Below are 17,372 nucleotides of genomic sequence, written 5' to 3' on the forward strand. Positions count from 1 at the left end.
TGAAGGAGTTCAACGGAGAACGCGATCACGTCCACCTCCTGGTGCACTACCCGCCCAAGGTCGCCGTCTCGAAGCTGGTCAACAGCCTCAAGGGCAGGGCCTCGGCGAAGTCGCGTGATGCCCGGTTTGGTCCTGCCGGTCTTGCGGTCGGTGCGGCGGCGCTTGATCTGGACGGCCTGGCGGGCTCCGGGGAAGAGGAGGCTGTTCACGGTGGCGGCCTTGATCCGGCGGATCTCCGAGCGGCCGTGGCCGACACCCTTGGTGCGGCCCTGAAGCGGGATGCCTTTCCAGGGAAGGGACTTGAGCTGTCGGCGGAGCTTCTTCTGGTTGCCCTTGACGATCACGATGTAGTGGGCGCCCCGGCCGAGGAGGTAGTCGGCGTGCTCGCGCTGGGTGTGCATCGCGTCGCTGGTGACGACGGTTCCTGCCAGGTCGGCGACGGTGTCCAGCAGTGGCTGGAAGCAGGTGATCTCGTTCGTCTTCTCGCCGACGTCCAGTTGGGCCAGGACCAGGCCTGTGGTGTGTTCCAGCGCGGCGAGCAGATGGATCTTCCGGCCTTTCGCCTTGGCCGCACCTCGCAGGCTCTTGCCGTCCACGGTCAGGCCGCGCAGCCCGGCGGCCTCGGCCCTCTTCGGCCGACGGTCCGCGAGCCAGCTCCCGACGGCCCGGTCCAATGCGTCGCCGTCGATGCGGGCCAGCAGCCGCCGGACCGTCGTTTCTGCAGGCAGGAACCGCTTCGGGAACAGTGGGTCGAGGCGTAGGCCGAGGCGTTGAAGGATGTGCGGCGGGGCGTCGGCGATCCACTCGCTGACTGCCAGCACAGAGGTCGCCCCCGCCAGAACCGCGCACGCGGTCAGCGCGAGCACGGCAACCAGAGCGTGCCGTACGCCGCGTGGGTCTCGTGGGTCGGGCACCTCGGCCAGCCGCTCCAGCAGGCGCGGGACCTCGGCGGATACGACCCCGGGATGCTCGCGGAGCTGGTCAAGGGCAGGCGGGATCAGCGATGATGCGTCGGCAGGCACGGTCTTCCACTCGGATCACGGGGCGTCGAGAACTCCATGATCTTGGAAGCCGTGCCTGTCACGTTCCGGGGCACTGCCGAACTGGCAGATCATCATGAACCGGGCATCACGCGACTACGCCGAAGCCCTGGCCTCAAGGGCGTCTCCGCTCGCCGGATACGGCAGGAGTTCACCGGCCGGATCAACCGCGCCATCATGCACGGCCACCTGTGGTCGCCCTCGTATTTCTCCGCATCGTGCGGCGGAGCACCGTTGGCGATCGTCCGCCAGTACATCGAGCAGCAAAAACGTCCGCTCTAACGTGCACGTCAGAGCAGTCTGGAGATGCATTCATCCCCGGCGTGAAGGCCGGGGCTTTCCGCAAGAGTCCCGGTAATCCTTCCCGGCCTTCATCACGGAGAAGGCAAGAGGCAAGCGGTCAGGGATTCACAAGGAGCCGAGGAGGGGGAATGCTGACCGAGAAGGCTTTCCGTACACAGGACGTGCTCGCGTCGGGCCGATTCGACTGCTGGCGTGAGTATGTCTCCCAGACGTACGTGCCGGCCGAGGTCGACAGCGATCACGCGGCGGACTTCGCGGCATCGCAGCGCATCCTGGCACTGGGGGCCGTACAGCTGTGGACGATGGAGCACCCACCAATGACCCTGCGGCGGACACGGAAGCTGATTCGGCGGTCTGACCCCGAGTTGTACCACCTCTCACTCCCCCTACGCGGGACCATGAGACTCACCAGCCCCGATCACGAGGCGCATTACGAACCGTACGACCTGGTGCTCCACGACACCTCATGCCCCCACCTCATGCGGGCGATCACCAGCCACGGCGAGGGCACCATCCTGGGTACAGGGCTCTTCGTCCCCCGAAAACTGCTGCCACTGCCGGAGAACGCCATTGACGGACTGCTCATGCGACGACTGTCAGGGCGTGAGGGCGTCGGGACACTGATCGCCCAGTTCCTCACCCAAGTGGCCCGAGACTCCAGCTCCTACCGACCCGACGACGGCCCCCGTCTGGGGACCGTGGTGGTCGACCTCCTCTCTGCACTGTTCGCCCACGCCCTCGACGCAGACACCCCTCCGGAAACCCACCGACAGGCCCTCGTCCTACGCATCCGAGCCTTCGTCCAACAGCACCTGCACGAGCCGCAATTGGCCCCGAGCACCATAGCCGCCGCGCACCACATCTCCACTGGCTACCTGCACCGCCTCTTCCAGCGGGAAGACCACACGGTCACTGCCTGGATTGTCAGGAGTATCTGCGGGATAAAGGCTACAACGTGCCCATAGGGGGAAGGGCCGCGGAGGCGTGCACCATCGCGGACAAGGGTGAGGGATCGGCTAACTCGCTGTCGATATGCCCAACACGCATTGAGCAACTGGGTGTCCGCTGGAAACACGTCAAACCTGCTTGCCGACTCGGGGCCGCGCGGTAAGCCAACTGGGCGGGGTGGCGGCCCACCCCCTGCTGCGACCCGGGAACGCGGGCAGGCTCGACAAGCGGGACGTGACGCGCGAGCGTGGGCTGCGGCCGGAGGTGGCACTCGGGCCGGGGAAGGGCTGTGCGTCTGCACAGCCCTTCCCGTTCTCCGCGGTCACAGACCCCTGAGCTCAGACCGACCGACCAATGGGGGGCGGCGTCGCGGGGGCGTCGAAGCGGTGGCGGGATGCCTCGATGTGACCGAGGTAGCGGTGGGTCCAGTCACACATTCCATCGACGGTCGCCCGGAGGGCTTGGCCCGCCTCTGCGAGGGCGTACTCGACCCGGGGCGGCACGGTGGGGTGCACGTTTCGGTCGACCAGGCCGTTGCGCTCCAGCATGCGCAGGTTCTGGGTGAGCATCTTGCGGCTGATGCCCTCGACCTTGTCCCGCAATTCACTGAAGCGCATGGTGCCTTCACCGAGGGACTCGATGATCAAGAGCGCCCACTTGTTGGCGACGTCCGAGAAGATCTCCCGCGCCAGAGAGTCCGGCGCGTCAGGTCTGCTTCGTCGGGTGAGCCGTTGAGCTGCTTGGTCACCATGAGGTTCCCCAGTCACTGAAAAGTGCGTTCTTCCCTGCCAGGCGGAACTCTCCTACGGTTCCTCAGTAACCACAAGAGACCACGTGTCCTGGCTCGGTGGAAGCGAGCCCACGAGGCCTCATGGCAAGGAGTCAGTATGGCCATCACCCTGGCAAACCCCGAAGGACTGATGAAGACCGACCTCTACCGGCAGGTGTCGGTAGCGACCGGGTCGAAGCTGGTCTTCATCGCCGGGCAGGTCGCCTGCGATACCGACGGGGTCACGGTCGGCGAAGGTGACCTCGCCGCTCAGGTCGAGCAGTGCTACCTCAACGTCGGCACGGCCCTGGCAGAGGTCGGCGCCTCCTTCGACGACGTGGCAAAACTGACCGTCTACCTCGTCGACTGGACCCCCGACAAGATGCCCCTGCTGACGGAGGGGATCGCTCGCGCGGCCGCGAAGCTCGGGATCAGCCCGGCCCCGCCGCTCACAGGGGTGGGCGTCGCCGCGCTGGCCGGGCCCGACATCCTGGTCGAGGTCGAAGCCACCGCAGTCATCGACTGAACAGGTGATCCCCGCCCGGAGCCCGGGTTCGGTGCACTCGGCAGGCCCGCCTCACCATCCACATCACCGCGCAGACGTCACCCGGCCAGGTCTTCTGCTCCTTCCACTTTCCCGCCAGCGGCGTGAACGCGCTCACCTCCGACCACGCTGGCGCCGTCACCTCGTGCCCGGAGTACAAACTCGGCGAAGCGGCAGCGTTTCTCAGTCGGAGCGATGGGGCCAGTGCGCGAGGCTGCCGGGCGAGGGAGCTGACCCCGTTGCTTCCGCTGTCGATGGGTAGATCTCGTAGCTCTCGCGCATGCCGCTCAGGTCGAAGATCTTCAGCATTCGGCCGGAGACGGAAGCGATGCGCAGCGAGCCGTCGCGTTCACGGATGCGTTTGGTGATCGCCACGATCACGCCCAGCCCCATCGAGTCCATGAAGGTGACGAAGCCCAGATCCAGGACGAAGTGGCGGTGTCCCTCATCGAGGAGTTTGATCACTCCTTCCCGGATCATGGGGGCGGTGTGGGCGTCCACCTCACCGTCGGCCTCGACAACGGTCCAGCCGTTGACCACGTCGTAGCTGGCCATCACGCTCTCGTGCCGGATGATGTTCGTTCGCATTGCCATCCCTCTTCGTCATTCACGGACGGCGCAGGGTGCCTGGCACGATTGCGCAGAAGATCGCCAGCCTCTGCCGCGACCTGGGAAGCGCAAGTTCACCTGAACCCGTGACCGCCACCCCGCCAGCGCCTCACTGCCGGTCAACGGCTTTTGGTCAGCCACTCGGCGAGAACAGCGGCCTGGCTGTGGTCCACGTCCTTGGTGGCGGTCAGCAGCATGAGTCTGTCGTGCGCCGCAAGGCCACGCAGATGTTCGGCCGCCTCGCGGTGCCCGGCGTCGCGTAGCTCCGCCAGATAGCGGCGTCGGAATTCGGTGAAGCGGCTGGGCTCATGGCTGTACCACTTGCGCAGCTCACTGGAGGGGGCGACATCGCGCAGCCACTCGTCCAGATGTGCGTCCTCCTTGCGCATGCCCCGGGGCCACACCCGGTCGACCAGCACGCGCTTGGCGCCCTTCGGCGCAGTCTCCTCGTAAATTCTGCGATAGGTGATCTGTTCGGCCATGATGGTGCCCTTCCAGATCGACTGGCCACCCCCCGCGTTGAGTGGGGTGGACAGCCCTGTGCCCTGCTGCGAAGCGGATGGTCCCGACTCGCCCATTTTATCGGGGCTGGCTCGTGCGAACCCGTCAGGATCCTGACGGGTCAGCCCACCGGCACCCGGGTGCTGAGCGACGGCGTCCCGTACGGCGTATTGACGAGGAGCACGATGTGCCCAGCAGACGTCCCCCGCCCGAGTCACCTGATTTTCCCGCACGGACGGCCCCCCAGGTGAGCTCGGTGAGCGAACTGGACGCGGCGGTGGCCACCTGCCGGGCGTGCCCGCGCCTGGTGGCCTGGCGCGAGGAGGCCGCCAGGGTCAAGCGCAGGGGGTTTCGGGACTGGGAGTACTGGGGCAGACCCGTGCCCGGCTTCGGCCCCACGGACGCGGCGCTGGGCATCGTCGGGCTGGCCCCGGCCGCGCACGGTGGCAACCGCACCGGGCGCATCTTCACCGGCGACCCGTCCGGCGACGCCCTGTACGCCGCCCTGTACGACATCGGGCTGGTTTCCCAGCCCACCGCAACCCACCGGGGCGACGGGCTGGAGCTGTACGGGGTGCGGATCACGGTGCCGGTGCACTGCGCACCGCCCGGCAACCGGCCCACAACCGGTGAGCGCGACACCTGCCGCCCGTGGCTCGCCCGCGAACTGGAGATTCTGCGCCCGACCCTGCGGGCCATCGTGGTGCTCGGCGGCTTCGCCTGGCAGGCGCTGCTGCCGGTGCTGACGGACGCGGGCTGGCAGCTGCCCCGCCCCCGCCCGGCCTTCGGGCACGGTGCCGAGGCCGTCCTCACTGACGCAAGCAGTGAACGGCACGTGCACCTGGTCGGCGGATACCACCCCAGCCGGCGCAACATGTCCACCCGGACCCTCACCCCCGCCATGCTCCGCGACGTACTGCACCGGGGAGCCGTCATCGCAGGGCTCCCACTGGAACGGCGCCACCGGCAGTCCCGCGCCTCCTGATTGCCGGTTTCTGATGCCAGGCGTCGGGAACGTCCGGTGGTGCACGATGGGAGAGGTACGGGGCAGGAGATCACCCTGGGCAGAAGGGCGTGGGCACCGGGGCGCGGAGGGGTTGCAAGCGTGCGACGATCAGCGCGATGTCGTCGTCTCCGCCGCTGCTGAGGCCGAGGCGGGACAGCGAGGCGGGACAGCAGGGTATCGGCGAGGTGTTCAGGGCTGAGGCGCGGGTTGGCGGCGAAGACGGCGGTGAGCCGGTGGAGGCCGGCGTCGATGCCCTCGCCGCGGCGTTCGATGAGTCCGTCGGTGTAGGGCACGAGCGTGGTGCCCGAGGTGCAGGGAACGGCGGACTGAGGGCGCGGGACGTGGTGGGACGGGCTCCCAGGGGCGGGTCGGTGGCCTGGTCGAGCAGGACGGCGCAGGTGCTGGGCACTCCGGTCCACCCGTACACCCGCCGGCTCGTCCGGAGCGTGCCGCGGTTGCCCGCCTGATCCCGCCTCAGTCCGCGTCGCTCGTCGGCGCGGCGGTGTCCTCGTCGGGGGCAGCGGGCCACTCCCGGCGTCCCTCGTCGGGCCAGAGCGGTCGCCGGTCGACGCGCAGGCCGAGGATCTCCGGTCGCGCGTAATGACCGCGCGAGTCGACCCAGACCTTGACGGCGGCGATGTCGGCGAGGTCGATCCCGGCGGCGACGAGCTTCTCCTCCGGGCCGGTGTGCGGGCCCGCCAGGTACTGGTTGAAGGGGTGGATCACGGCCGACCAGCCGCCGCCCCCGGTGATGTGCTTCTGCGGTCCGAGGGTGTCCGTCATCCACCGCAGGCACGTCTCGTCGACCGGGTTGCCCGCGGCGATCACGAAGACCTGGGCGGTGAGCGCGTGCGTCTTCATCATGGCGTCGATCTGGACGTCGGCGACGGCCTCGAAGCCGGCCATGGTGGACAGACCGGGCCAGGCCGCCGCGTGGATCTCCTGGCCCTGGACGATCAGGGCCTGCCGGGCCAGGTTCATGGTGTGCTCCCAGCAGGCCAGGCCGCCGATCCGGCCCAGGGCACTGTCGAACACGCCGAGCGTCGAACCGCCTCCCTGGGCCCACACCATCCGTTCGGCATAGGTGGGCTGGAGCTTGCGGTGCACTCCGAGGAGGGAGCCGTCGGGGTCGATGAAGACCTGGCTGTTGAAACAGGTGCGGGTGCCCGCGAGCCGTTCGCTGACGCCGAGGACCACGCCGGTCCCGGCACGGCGGCAGGCGGACCGGACCCGGGCGATCTGTGGTCCGGGCACCTCTACGGACGCCTCGGCGTAGGCTGCGTCGGCGCCCTGCTGGTCCAGCGGGGCGTACGCCTCGATCCAGTACGGGTAGCCGGGCACGAACGTCTCGGGGAACACCAGCAGGTCGATGCCCTGCCGGCCGGCCTGTTCGACAAAGCCGACGGCCTTGTCGACGGTCGCCTCGGTGTCCATGAACACGGGCGCGGCGTGCACGGCCGCGACGGTGCGCTTCCCTGACACGGGAGATGGCAACTGGGCCCCCTCGAAGACGGCGCGCACCACGGTGATCGATGATCCCGGCGGCCCGCCGGGACGTCCGGGGCTCGCCGGACCAGGATGCGTCGGCGGATCGGTCGGTGGCAGTGTGCCATCGTTCGGCGCCGCGTGTGCCGCTACCGGCGCGATCCGGTCGTCACCCGCCCCACCGCCAGTACTGTTCGGGCCGGGCCGGGCCGGTGCAATCGGTGCGGACCAGCCGGGGGCCGGAACGGTCCCGGCTGTCCCAGTGGGCGGGCAGTTCACGGTCGTCCTGGTACAGGCAGCGGTGGTCGGCGGCGCTCTCGATCCGCCACGCCATGCGCTTCCATGGAGCGCTCCGCCACGGCACACGGGTCCATTCCTGGTTCACGGCGCCGTCGCGGCAGGGTTCGAGCGCGGCTCCCGCGCCGACGGCCGTGAGGCAGGAGTGCGTCTCGCCCCACAGGCCGATGGTGCCGTCGCTCCGCATCCGCCACCGCTGGGCCGGGGATCCGTCGCACGCGCGGATGCGGACCGCCCGGGCCCCGGCGCGGCTGCCCGCCGCGTCGAGGCACCGGGCCGGGTCCGGACCGGCGGCGTACGTGGTCCGTCCGATGTCCCCGAGGACCTCACCGGGCCCCGGAGACCGGTGCACCTGTGGGTACTGCCGACGGATCCACAGGTTCCAGTCCTCCTGGAGCGGCCCGCGGTAGGGCGGCACCTGCGCGCACCGGCCGGTGGCATGGCACCGGCGCCGGGCGACGTACCAGCGCACCACCCGCTCCTTTCCGGCGGCCTGCGCGGGCGTGAGGTTCGCGCCCAGCGCCGACATCCGGTAGCCGAGGTACGACGTCACGGGAACCCCGAGGGCGTAGCCCACTCGCCTGAAGTAGCGGGCGGCGACGCCGTGGTCGCTGTGGTCGACGCCGCCGCCGAGACCGAACGCGAAGGACGCGTTGTCGTGATCCATGGTCAGGATCCGTTCCGCGCGAGTCGTCCGAGCCAGCGTGCGGAGCGTGGTGACCAGCCGTTCCTCGGTGAAGCCCGGGCCGTCCGGGAACCCGCGGACGCTCCGCCTGCTCCCGTCGAAGAGTCTGAGCACGCTCTCGGCCTCCTGGCCGTGCGGAAGCCCGTCGTGGAGATCGAGGAAGGTGAGCCGGATCGCGGTTCCGGGTGGCCGGCCGGCCAGCAGGAACGACCGGACGCGGATGCCGCCGGCCCGTACGTCGGACCGCTTCCAGCCGTCGGCGGCCCCGGCCATGGACGCGTAGGCCGCCCGTACCCCGTACTGCCTGCGGTCCACGTACTCCAGCGCCTGCGTGCGGTCGCGCACGGCGTCGTCCCCGGCGGTCAGGTACACGGTGTGGACCGGGCATCTCGCCCGGATCGTCCGCGCGATCTCCGGGTTCAGGAAGAACAGGTCGTCGTCGGGGTGCGCCACGCCCACCAGGGTGCGACGGCACCGCACCGGCTCCGCCTGCGCCTCGGCCGCCGTGCCGGGGCCGGGGGACGCGACGGGCACGGAGGCCGAGGCGGGACCCAGCAGGGCGCAGAGCGCCGCGGCCGCCGCCAGTGTGCGGCGGACGGGGCGGCGTCCGCCCCGGGCCTTGTCTCGCGCGCTGTGGTCCATCTGCGGATGATCACCACGCGGATGCCCGGAACCAACCGACCCGCCGCGCGGCACACCCGGTCGGCGGGTCGGACACGAGGGTGCGGCGGCCCGGCGGGTGCCGGAGTCAGGGCCGGGCGGTGGGTGCGAACCAGGTGGGTTCGTCGGTCAGGGCCTGCTTGATCCTGAACCGCGAGAACTCGTTCAGCGGCGGCAGCGCGTCCACCGGGTACCAGCCGACGTCCAGCGACTCGTCGTCGTTGACCCGTGCCTCGCCGCCCGTCGCCCGGCAGCGGAACGTGACGTCGAGGTACTGGCAGCGGTCCCCGTTGGCGTACTCGACCGGTTCGAGGGCCTGCGTGAGCACCACCCGCTCCGCCACGCAGTGCACGGCGGTCTCCTCGTACACCTCGCGTTCGGCCGTGGCCGCGGGCTGTTCGCCCGGCTCGCAGATGCCCCCGATGAGCGCCCACTTGCCGGTGTCGGAGCGCCGACCGAGGAGCACTCTGCCCTCGTCGTCGAAGACCACGGCGGTCACCCCCGGCAGCAGGAGCAACTGGTGGCCCGCGGTGGCGCGGATACGGCGGATGAACTCAGGAGTGGCCATGGGCCCGACCCTATAAGGGGCTGTCCCGTGATCCGTGATGGATCAGCGCGCGGCGTCGGATGCGTCCGGATGTACCGACAACGCGTCGAGGTGCCGCACCTGTCGTCGCACACCCGCCGGGGAGCAGCGCGACATCCCTCAGCCGCTGTCCCTCCCCGTTCGATCAGCGCGGCGGCGGTAGGGGGCGCGGGGCGGGTGCTCCACCGGTGCCGCCGGGCCATCGGTGCCGCCGGGCAGCGCGCGAGCGCGGTCCCGCCCCGTCCCCGAGACGCGGTTTCGGCACAGGTGCAGGCGGGTGCACGGGGACGTCCCGAGCGGTCCGTGCTTCACCGGCCGCGCCGGATCCGTACCGCGCGGACGGCGGTCAGACCGAGCCCCGCAGCGGCGATCAGCGCGAGGACCGCCTCGGGAAGTACGCCGAGGCGGGTGGCGGGCGTCTGCGAGGACCGCAGGGGCACCTCGTCGACGAGCGCGTCCGGGGTGAACAGCCTCGTCTGCTGGACGACGGTGCCGTCGGGCCGGATGATCGCGCTGACCCCGCTGGTGACGGGGACGACGACGGACCTGCTGTGCTCGACCGCGCGGACCCGGGACATGGCGAGCTGCTGGTAGGTCATCTCGCTGCGCCCGAAGGTGGCGTTGTTGCTGGGCACGGCGATCAGCTGGGCCCCGTGGTCGACGGTGTCCCGTACCGCGTCGTCGAACGCGGCCTCGTAACAGGTCACGAGCCCGGTGCGGGTGCCGGACAGGTCGAAGACGCCGACCTTCTTCCCAGGGCCGAAGTCCCTTTGCACCCGGTCCACGTCGGAGCTGAAGAAGCGGGCGACCGAGCGCATCGGGATGTACTCGCCGAACGGCTGGATGTGGCGCTTGTCGTAGGTTTCGACGGGTCCCTTCCCCGGTTCCCACCGGATGAGGGTGTTGCGCAGGTTGCCCGTGTCGGGCGCGACGACCGCCCCGATCACGGTGGGCACACCGATCGCCTTCACCGCTTCGTCGATGACGATGCGGGCGTCGGCGTTGCGGTAGGGGTCGAGGTCGGAGGAGTTCTCCGGCCACAGCACGAAGTCGGGCTTGGGCGCCTTGCCCGCCTTCACGTCCCGGGCGAGCTGTTCGGTGCGGCGCGCGTGGTTGTCGAGCACGGCGCGGCGCTGGGCGTTGAAGTCGAGTCCGAGCCTCGGCACATTGCCCTGGATGGCGGCGACGGTCGCGGTGCCGTCCTCGGCCGAGTCGTCCACGAGCGGCAGGGCGGCGAACGCGGCGGCGACGGGAGCGAGGACGCAGGCGGCCGTGGCGGCGACGGTGCCCCGGGGGACCTCACGCGTGCTCCGGTACGTACGGAATTGGCGCACCGCCTCGTAGAGGCCGAAGCCGCACAGCACCACGGCGAAGGAGAGCAGCGGCGTGCCGCCCACCGCCGCGAGCGGCAGGAACACGCCGTCCGCCTGTCCGAAGGCGATCTTCCCCCAGGGGAAGCCGCCGAACGGTACCCGGGCCCGGACTCCCTCGTCCAGGGCCCAGACCGCGGCCGCCCACACCGGCCAGCACGCGAGGCGCGAGACGGCGGTGATCCCGAGGCAGCCGACGGCGATGAACAGCGCCTCGGCCGCGGCGAGTGCCAGCCACGGCACCGGGCCGACCTCCTCACCGGTCCAGTGCAGCAGCGGCAGCATGAAGCCGAGTCCGGCGAGCAGGCCGAGACCGAAGCCGGCGCGCGGCCGGCGTCCGTGGAGCACCCAGCCGAGCAGGGCGAAGCCCGGCAGGACCAGCCACCACAGGGGCCGGGGCGGGAAGCTCAGGTACAGCAGCAGGCCCGAGCCGACGGCCGCCGCGGACCGTACGAGGCCGGGGATCAGCCGTCCGCGCGCGGGCGCGGGGGCGGGTCGGGGCTGCTGCGGGTCGTCGACCGACGTGATGGTGGCGCTCACCCGGCGGAGTCTACGGTCATCGGTTGTGCGTCCGGCACTCCCGTCCCGGCACTCCCGTCCCGGCACTCCCGCCCGCTGACGCCGGTACGGGTGGCGTCGGCTCCTCCGTCGCCCGCCTCGTGCCGCTCAGGTCCCGGCCGCCGCGCCCGTCCTCGGCAGGCGCAGCCGTTCGCGGATGAACCGCACGCCCGCCTCCGCGTCGTCGACGGTGATGGTGAACGTCCGGCCGTCGCCGAGCCGGAGCACCAGGCCCTCGCCCCTGCGGACCACCACGGCGGTGCCCTGCTCGGGACGCCAGCGGTAGCCCCAGCCGCCCCACTGCCGGGGGGTGACCCGGGGGGCGTATTCCGCGCCCACCACATGGGTCAGCAGGATCCGGCGGCGCGGCAGGCCCATGTGGCCGCAGCGCACCTCCAGTGCGTCGCCGTCGACCTTGACCGCCACGTTCACGAAGGCCAGGGTGCCGAAGAGCATGAGCAGTCCGGCGGTCACGCAGCCGATCACGGACATCAGCAGCGGGGCGGTCCCGGATGCCCAGTCGGAGGTGACGGCCAGCTGGACGCCCAGTGCCAGACAGGCGGCGCCCGCGGCGGCCAGCACCCACTGGATCCGGTTGGTGGCCCGGCCGATCCAGACGTCGGCTTCGGGCTCGGCCCCGGTGCGCCTCGGTTCTCGGGGATGGTCCCTCATGTCAAGCAGCGTACTCACGGGGCCGCACGCCGGGGAACGCTCCGAGGGCCCGGATCCGGGTCAGCGGGCGGGGGCGACGGCCCCGAGGAGCTGCCCCTCGGTGTAGGCCAGAGCGGCCTGCGGCAGGTCGCCGGGGTGTCCGCCGAGAAGGACGGTGAGACCACCGGCCGGTTGGGCCGACGGAGCGGGGGCCACCCCGATGCGGCGCAGCGCCTGGGCGGCGACGGCACCGGCGGACCCGTGCAGCGCGACGGGGGGCAGGCCGCGCTCCCGCAGGGCGGCGCGGATGCGTTCGGCGACCAGTTCGTAGTGGGTGCAGCCGAGGACCACGGCCCGGGCGTCGCGCGGGGTGAGCGCGGCGGCCGCGGCGACGGCGCGGTCGACGGCCGCTTCGTCCGCGTGCTCCACGGCGTCGGCGAGCCCCGGGCACGGGATCTCGGTGACGTCGACGGAGCCGGCGAATTCCCGGATGAGTCCGCGCTGGTAGAGGCTGCCGGTGGTGGCGGGGGTGGCCCAGATCGCGATGGGGCCGCCGCCCGCGGCGGACGGCTTGATGGCGGGGACGGTTCCGATGACCGGCAGTGTGGGTTCCAGCTCGGCGCGGAGGGTCGGCAGCGCGTGCACGGTGGCCGTGTTGCAGGCGACGATCAGCGCGTCCGGCCGCTGGGCGGCGGCGGCGCGGGCCACGTCCAGCGCACGGGCGGTGAGGTCCTCGGGCGTGCGCGGCCCCCAGGGCATGCCGCAGGGGTCGGAGGAGAGCACGAGATCGGCGTCGGGTCTCAGCCTGCGCACCGCCCCGGCTGCCGCGAGGAGGCCGATTCCGGAGTCCATGAGCGCGATCTTCACCCGGTCACCATAGTCGACCGCCCTTGCGATTCCTCCGCAGTGGGGCAGACTGCGGCGAATGAGTGCCGTTGCCTGGATCGCCGCGGGTTCGCTGGCCGCGTGGGTGTGGTTGCTGCTGGGACAGGGGTTCTTCTGGCGCACCGATCAGCGGATGCCCGTCCGCCGGGCCCTGGAGCGCTGGCCATCGGTCGCGATCGTCGTGCCCGCACGTGACGAAGCAGACATGTTACCCGTGAGTCTGCCGTCGCTGCTGGCACAGGACTATCCGGGTGTCGCGGAGGTCTTCCTCGTCGACGACTGCAGCGAGGACGGGACCGGGGACGTCGCCCGCGCGCTGTCCGTGCGGTACGGCGGGCTGCCGGTGACGGTGGCGTCGCCGGGCGAGCCGGAGCCGGGCTGGACGGGCAAGCTCTGGGCCGTGCGGCACGGGATCGCGCTGGCCCGGGCGCGGCGTCCGGAGTACCTGCTGCTGACGGACGCCGACATCGCGCATGAGCCGGACAGCCTGCGGGAGCTGGTCTCCGCCGCCGTGTCGGGCGGCTTCGACCTGGTCTCGCAGATGGCCCGGCTGCGGGTGTCGAGCTTCTGGGAACGTCTGGTCGTGCCCGCCTTCGTGTACTTCTTCTCGCAGCTCTATCCGTTCCGGTGGGTGAACCGGGCGGGGGCGCGCACGGCAGCGGCGGCGGGCGGATGCGTGCTGCTGCGGGCAAAGGCCGCGGACCGGGCCCGGCTGCCGGAGTCGATCCGGCAGGCGGTGATCGACGACGTGTCGCTGGCACGGGCGGTGCGGCGCGGCGGCGGGCGGATCTGGCTGGGGCTCGCGGAGCGGGTGGACAGCGTGCGGCCGTACCCGCGGCTGGCCGATCTGTGGCGGATGGTGTCGCGCAGCGCGTACGCCCAGCTGCGGCACAGTCCGGTGCTGCTCGTCGGGACGGTGCTGGGGCTCGCGCTGGTGTATCAGGCGCCGCCGGTCACGCTCGTCGCCGGGCTGCTGGGCGGCGACCCGGTGGCGGCATGGGCGGGCGGTGCGGCGTGGGCGGTGATGGCCGGAACGTATCTGCCGATGCTGCGCTACTACCGGCAGTCGCCGTGGTCCGCTCCGCTGCTGCCGTTCACCGCCCTGCTGTACCTGCTGATGACGGTCGATTCGGCGGTGCGGCACCACCGGGGGCGGGGCGCGGCCTGGAAGGGGCGTACGTACGCCCGTCCCGAGGCCGCGCCGGACCGGTGAACGGAGCCGGCCGTGGGCCGATGACGCCGGTGCCGTCCGGACGTCCGGGGGTCATTTGCGGCCGGGCGTCCAGTTCATTCCCCACCCGTAGGCGTAGTCGATGGTGCGCTGCGGGCTGACTCCGCGCTGGGGCACGAGGTAGCGGGCCTCGCGCTGCACGGTGAGATCTCCCCCGTCGTTGGTGAGGAGGGCGAGGGCGCAGACGGTGGACGGGACGGTGCACTCGTCGAGGGAGAAGTCGATCGGCGCGCCGTGCTGGGGCTGGAGGGTGACCGTCGCGTGGAGGTCGGCGAAGCTCCGAGCGCCCTCGTAGATGGTGACGAAGATCAGGACCCGGCGGAACCTGTCCTTCTGATCGAGGTTGACGGTGAGGTTCTCGCCGGTGGTGACGGCGCCGGTGCGGTCGTCGCCGTCGAGGTGGATGTACGGGGGCTGCCGGAGCGCTCCGAACGCGTTCCCGAGCGCCTGCACGACTCCCTTGCGGCCGTCGGTGAGTTCGTAGAGGGCGCAGAGATCGAGGTCGAGATCCGCGTGGTGGGCGACCGCTCTGCCGAGTTTGCGCCCCCAGCCCGTGAACTGTTTACGGACTTCCCAGTTGAGATTGACCCGGAGCAGTCCGGAAGTGCCGCCCTGTTTGGCGAGGGAGACCGACGGCGCGTGTTTGGTGAGCGTGACCTTCGACAGCCGGACGGGGGCGGGAGCGGCAGCGGCCGGAGGCGTTGCCGGCGGGGTCGGGGGCACCCGGTCCACCCGTGTTGCCTGTTGAGGCGATTGAGGTTGGGGATACGTCTGGGGGCGCTGTGGTTCATCGACCGAAATTCCGAAGTCCGTCGCCAGGCCCTCCAGGCCGGTGGCGTATCCCTGGCCGACGGCGCGGAATTTCCAGTTGCCCTGGCGTCGGTATAGTTCGCCGAGGATGAACGCGGTCTCGACCGTCGCGTCCGCGCTGTCGAAGCGGGCGATCTGCGAGCCGTCCGCCGCGTCCGTGATCCGTATGTACAGCCCCGTCACCCGGCCGAAGGTGCCGCCATCCGCCGAGGCCGCCAGGACCACGCGCTCGATGACCGGCTCGACGCGTGCCAGGTCGACGGCGAGGTTGTCCGTCGCCCCGTCAGCGGTGGTCCGCCTGCCCTCGTGGCGTACGGCGCCCGAGGCGTGGGCGGGCTGGTTGTAAAAGACGAAGTCGGCGTCGTCGCGCACCTTTCCCGATACGAGCAGGAGTGCCGATCCGTCCACGTCCGGTGTCCCCGGCGAGGTGCGCCACCCCAATTCGACCCGTACGGATCGGGCCGCCACCGGAACATTGGCGCCTTTTTGCATGGTCATGATCGCCCCCATCTCGAGCCCGGTCGGCCGAAGGCCATTCTCCGCAACCTAATGCCCCGTCGGCCGCGGGCACATCGGTGCGGGAGGAGTCCGGCGATCAGCCGTTCATCCGTCAGGAACTCACGCCTTTACACGATTCCAACACACTTTGGTGCCCCTTTTTCCCAAGTTCGCTCGGATTGGGGAACGAGGTTCCCCCACAACACGCAAAACAACCCTCTTGTCAGACTCCCCAACCAGCTCATCGTGGGCTTAACTTAGGTGGCATGACGTCCCCCCGCTCCACCTACGGCAGCGGCTACTACGCTGCGTCGTCGTTCCCCGACACTCCGATCTACGACTCCCTGGTCGCGGAGCGGGGCGCCCCTCAGATCGCTCCGATTCGAGTGCCTGCCGCCTATGACACCGGCGGCAGCCATCTGCCGGCCCTCCCGGCGGCGCTGCCCGCACTCCCGGCGGCGCCCTCCCAGCCCGCGCCGCCGTACGGATACCAGCAGCCGCCCCAGCAGGGGTACGCGCCGACGCAGCCCCCGCAGCTGCAGAACGCCCCGACGCCGTACATCCCGCAGCAGCCGGGCGCGGTCCGTGGCGGGTACCCGGCGCCCTATGCACCGCAGCAGCAGCGGCCCGCGCCCGCCACCGGGTACGAGGCGATGCGCCCGGCGTCACCGCGCCCCGCTCCGGCGCCCGCTCCTCACTACGAGGACCCGTACAACCGCCCCCACCCGAGCCGGGGGTACTAGTGCCGCATCAGGCAACGTTCGCCCCGTCGCGACGCCCGGCACGCCCTCTCGCCGCACCGGCCGAAAACCCAAGTACATCCAGTACGAGGGCTTCCGGCCGGCACACCGAGAGCACGCACCGGACGTGCTCCTTGACGGGCAAACCTTGCCCCTCACGGCACTAGAAGGGCCCTGACCGTACCGAGCGGGAGTCGCGCGGTCGCACCGAGGTCGTCGTCGAGCCATGGGACTCGTCGGCGGCCTCCTCGTTCTCCGGCCGGGCGGATGCGGTTCACGGCCCGCGCGTCCGCTCCCGACGGGCCGTCGCCCCGCTCCCCGGGAACCCGCGCGCGTGGCCGGTGCGTTGGCCACGGGGGCGGGTGACGTCGCTCGCCCCTCACCGCATCGAGGTGCGAGGCGTGCCGTATCGGGCCGCGACGGACAGGGAAAGGAGTGCGGGAGCGTGCGAGCGGCCGCGGGAGTATGGCGGTGGCGGCACAATCCCCTGCGCCGCGCCACCGACCGGCGCGAGGCGTGGGTGGCCCTGGTCGCGCTGCTTCTCATGACGCTGGTGGCACCGGCCCTGGGCGGGGTGTGCGGAGCTCTCACGGACGACGCCCTCCAGCGCTCGGCGCGCGCCGAGCGGGCGCAGCGGCGCGCCACGACCGCGGTCGTGCTGGGCCCGGCGGCGCCCGGTCACGCCGCCGATCCCGAGGGGACGTCGGAGCGCGCCGCGCGGGCGTCGGTGGTGGCGCGATGGCGGGCCCCGGACGGCACGGAACGCCGCGGTACGGTGACCGCGCCGTCCGGGAGGACCGCCCCGGGGACCGGGGTGAGGATCTGGACGGACCGCGCGGGCCACGCCGTACCGCGCCCCATGGACGCGCCGACGGCCCGTGCGCACGCGGTGCTGGCCGGACTCGGCGCGGCGATGCTCGCCGCCGGGCTGATCGAGTGCCTCCGTCGTCTGATCGTCCGGCACATGATCCGCTCACGCCACGCCGGTATCGACCGCGCCTGGGCCGAGACCGGTCCGGACTGGGGCAGGACGGGGACGGGCACCTGATCGGCGGCCGCTCCGGTCAACTCCCGCCCGCCGCGCGCGCTACGGTGGACCGGCCCGCCCGCTTCGTCGGCGGGCGGACCCGTGGGCGCCGCTGCCCGGAGGCCGGTGACACGGGCATCACACACGCACGAGGTGGGGGCACAACAGC

At 71.3% G+C, this 17,372-nt stretch carries 15 protein-coding genes and 5 pseudogenes; 8 read left to right on the top strand and 12 right to left on the bottom strand.

The features are described 5' to 3' along the window. A pseudogene (locus tag ACGF2V_RS29265) lies at positions 1–116 on the top strand (transposase); the annotation flags it as partial. Between the two features lie 87 nt (positions 117–203). On the opposite strand, the pseudogene ACGF2V_RS29270 reads toward ACGF2V_RS29265, so the two are convergent. Next, a pseudogene (locus ACGF2V_RS29270) lies at positions 204–1,022 on the bottom strand (ISAs1 family transposase); the annotation flags it as partial. 132 nt (positions 1,023–1,154) lie between these two features. On the opposite strand from ACGF2V_RS29270, the pseudogene ACGF2V_RS29275 reads away from it, so the two are divergent. Further along, a pseudogene (locus tag ACGF2V_RS29275) lies at positions 1,155–1,322 on the top strand (transposase); the annotation flags it as partial. Positions 1,323–1,471: 149 nt separating this feature from the next. Further along, positions 1,472–2,308 (top strand): AraC family transcriptional regulator, encoded by an 837-nt coding sequence (locus ACGF2V_RS29280; protein WP_362710604.1) that lies wholly within the window; start codon positions 1,472–1,474, stop codon positions 2,306–2,308. A gap of 321 nt (positions 2,309–2,629) precedes the next feature. Here ACGF2V_RS29280 and ACGF2V_RS29285 read toward each other — a convergent pair. Beyond that, positions 2,630–3,042: pseudogene (locus ACGF2V_RS29285) on the bottom strand (winged helix-turn-helix transcriptional regulator). Positions 3,043–3,178: 136 nt separating this feature from the next. On the opposite strand from ACGF2V_RS29285, the gene ACGF2V_RS29290 reads away from it, so the two are divergent. Further along, entirely contained in the window at positions 3,179–3,586 is a 408-nt protein-coding gene (locus tag ACGF2V_RS29290; protein WP_362710606.1) for a RidA family protein, read from the top strand. A 201-nt stretch (positions 3,587–3,787) separates the two neighbouring features. Here the strand turns inward: ACGF2V_RS29290 and ACGF2V_RS29295 are convergent, their stop codons facing one another. Together ACGF2V_RS29295 and ACGF2V_RS29300 are read right to left on the bottom strand one after the other, a co-directional pair. Then, on the bottom strand, positions 3,788–4,192 hold the full coding sequence (locus ACGF2V_RS29295; protein ID WP_362627280.1) for an STAS domain-containing protein: 405 nt from the start codon (positions 4,190–4,192) through the stop codon (positions 3,788–3,790). Positions 4,193–4,332: 140 nt separating this feature from the next. After that, a complete protein-coding gene (locus tag ACGF2V_RS29300) occupies positions 4,333–4,695 on the bottom strand; it encodes a DUF488 family protein (RefSeq protein WP_362710609.1) in 363 nt (120 codons plus the stop codon). Positions 4,696–4,901: 206 nt separating this feature from the next. Between ACGF2V_RS29300 and ACGF2V_RS29305 the strand changes: the two genes are divergently transcribed. Further along, positions 4,902–5,699 carry a uracil-DNA glycosylase gene (locus ACGF2V_RS29305; protein ID WP_362710612.1) on the top strand — a complete coding sequence of 266 codons (798 nt, stop codon included), beginning with the start codon at positions 4,902–4,904 and terminating at the stop codon, positions 5,697–5,699. A gap of 70 nt (positions 5,700–5,769) precedes the next feature. Here the strand turns inward: ACGF2V_RS29305 and ACGF2V_RS29310 are convergent. The 7 genes and pseudogenes from ACGF2V_RS29310 to ACGF2V_RS29340 form a co-directional block, all read right to left on the bottom strand. Continuing rightward, positions 5,770–6,108, bottom strand: a pseudogene (locus tag ACGF2V_RS29310) (SpoIIE family protein phosphatase); the annotation flags it as partial. A gap of 86 nt (positions 6,109–6,194) precedes the next feature. Continuing rightward, positions 6,195–7,244 (bottom strand): carbon-nitrogen hydrolase family protein, encoded by a 1,050-nt coding sequence (locus tag ACGF2V_RS29315; RefSeq protein ID WP_362627271.1) that lies wholly within the window; start codon positions 7,242–7,244, stop codon positions 6,195–6,197. 130 nt (positions 7,245–7,374) lie between these two features. Continuing rightward, entirely contained in the window at positions 7,375–8,829 is a 1,455-nt protein-coding gene (locus ACGF2V_RS29320) for a ricin-type beta-trefoil lectin domain protein (protein ID WP_362710615.1), read from the bottom strand. A 106-nt stretch (positions 8,830–8,935) separates the two neighbouring features. Continuing rightward, entirely contained in the window at positions 8,936–9,415 is a 480-nt protein-coding gene (locus ACGF2V_RS29325; protein WP_362627265.1) for an NUDIX domain-containing protein, read from the bottom strand. A 326-nt stretch (positions 9,416–9,741) separates the two neighbouring features. Further along, on the bottom strand, positions 9,742–11,343 hold the full coding sequence (gene lnt, locus ACGF2V_RS29330) for an apolipoprotein N-acyltransferase (RefSeq protein WP_362710618.1): 1,602 nt from the start codon (positions 11,341–11,343) through the stop codon (positions 9,742–9,744). 126 nt (positions 11,344–11,469) lie between these two features. After that, positions 11,470–12,033, bottom strand: a complete 564-nt coding sequence (locus tag ACGF2V_RS29335) for a hypothetical protein (RefSeq protein ID WP_362710621.1) — start codon at positions 12,031–12,033, stop codon at positions 11,470–11,472. Between the two features lie 60 nt (positions 12,034–12,093). After that, positions 12,094–12,879: an aspartate/glutamate racemase family protein gene (locus tag ACGF2V_RS29340; RefSeq protein ID WP_362627256.1), complete on the bottom strand. Its 786-nt coding sequence runs from the start codon at positions 12,877–12,879 to the stop codon at positions 12,094–12,096. A 58-nt stretch (positions 12,880–12,937) separates the two neighbouring features. Here ACGF2V_RS29340 and ACGF2V_RS29345 point away from each other — a divergent pair, with 58 nt between their 5' ends. Continuing rightward, on the top strand, positions 12,938–14,110 hold the full coding sequence (locus ACGF2V_RS29345; protein ID WP_362627253.1) for a glycosyltransferase: 1,173 nt from the start codon (positions 12,938–12,940) through the stop codon (positions 14,108–14,110). 51 nt (positions 14,111–14,161) lie between these two features. Here ACGF2V_RS29345 and ACGF2V_RS29350 read toward each other — a convergent pair whose 3' ends face one another. Further along, positions 14,162–15,448 carry a TerD family protein gene (locus ACGF2V_RS29350; RefSeq protein WP_362627250.1) on the bottom strand — a complete coding sequence of 429 codons (1,287 nt, stop codon included), beginning with the start codon at positions 15,446–15,448 and terminating at the stop codon, positions 14,162–14,164. A gap of 254 nt (positions 15,449–15,702) precedes the next feature. Here ACGF2V_RS29350 and ACGF2V_RS29355 point away from each other — a divergent pair, with 254 nt between their 5' ends. Continuing rightward, entirely contained in the window at positions 15,703–16,179 is a 477-nt protein-coding gene (locus tag ACGF2V_RS29355) for a DUF6643 family protein (RefSeq protein ID WP_362627247.1), read from the top strand. Between the two features lie 442 nt (positions 16,180–16,621). Then, positions 16,622–17,224 (top strand): hypothetical protein, encoded by a 603-nt coding sequence (locus tag ACGF2V_RS29360; RefSeq protein ID WP_362627244.1) that lies wholly within the window; start codon positions 16,622–16,624, stop codon positions 17,222–17,224. Positions 17,225–17,372 lie beyond the last annotated feature (148 nt).

The organism is Streptomyces sp. NPDC047982, from assembly GCF_043204165.1.
In the GTDB taxonomy this organism is placed as follows: domain Bacteria; phylum Actinomycetota; class Actinomycetes; order Streptomycetales; family Streptomycetaceae; genus Streptomyces.